Source organism: Azospirillum doebereinerae, from assembly GCF_003989665.1.
GTDB lineage: Bacteria > Pseudomonadota > Alphaproteobacteria > Azospirillales > Azospirillaceae > Azospirillum > Azospirillum doebereinerae.
The window spans coordinates 1-675 of sequence record NZ_RZIJ01000083.1; the positions used below are offsets into that span (position 1 = coordinate 1).

At 68.7% G+C, this 675-nt stretch carries 1 protein-coding gene and 1 pseudogene; both read right to left on the bottom strand.

From position 1 onward, the window contains the following. Positions 1 to 184 (bottom strand): annotated as a pseudogene (locus tag EJ913_RS31290) (IS630-like element ISSpo6 family transposase); the annotation flags it as partial. Between the two features lie 46 nt (positions 185 to 230). Next, positions 231 to 611 carry a transposase gene (locus EJ913_RS31295; protein WP_127005231.1) on the bottom strand — a complete coding sequence of 127 codons (381 nt, stop codon included), beginning with the start codon at positions 609 to 611 and terminating at the stop codon, positions 231 to 233. Between the last annotated feature and the right edge of the window lie 64 nt (positions 612 to 675).

The window sequence follows — 675 nt, forward strand, 5'->3', positions numbered from 1 at the left end:
TGATCCACGGGGCGGTCAGCCCGTCGCAGCGCAGGGCGGCGACGAAGGTCTGGGTGCCCCAATGGCCAAACGGCGCCGTGGCCTTGAACCGTTGGCCGCGCCTGGCCCGTCCGCGCAGTCGGGTCATCTTCGTGGTGGTCGCGGTCTCGTCGAGAAAGACCAGCCGGTCCGGCTCCTCGCGCATCCGGGGCTGACGGTGGCTGCGCCAACTCCGGCGGTCCTCAGCAACGTCAGCGCGACCGGCCTCGCTCGCCAGCACCGTTTTTTTTGACGGTGAAGCCGCGGGCGAGCAGGAAGCGCGACAGCGAGGCGGGGTGGATCGTGACCCCGCGCTCGGCTTTCAGCTTGGCCGCCAGTTCGGGCATGGTGATGTCGCCTTGCTTCTCCACCCAGCCGATCAGAAGTTCGGCATGCGGGGCCAGCTTGCCACCGCCCGGTGGGCGCCCCTGCCGGGCCGGGTCCAGCGAGCCCGTTGCCGCCATGCGCTGAGCAAGCCGCACGCCCGTGCTCGCGCTCACATCGAACCGGCGCGCCGCCGCCCGACGCGAACCGCCTTTCTCGACCTCGCCGTAAATCCGAACCCGAAGGTCCGACGAATAGCTGCGCCCCATGATCCACCTCCAACAATGGTGAATCACGTCAGCGGCCCAAGCGCAACCGCCGATTCAGATTTCA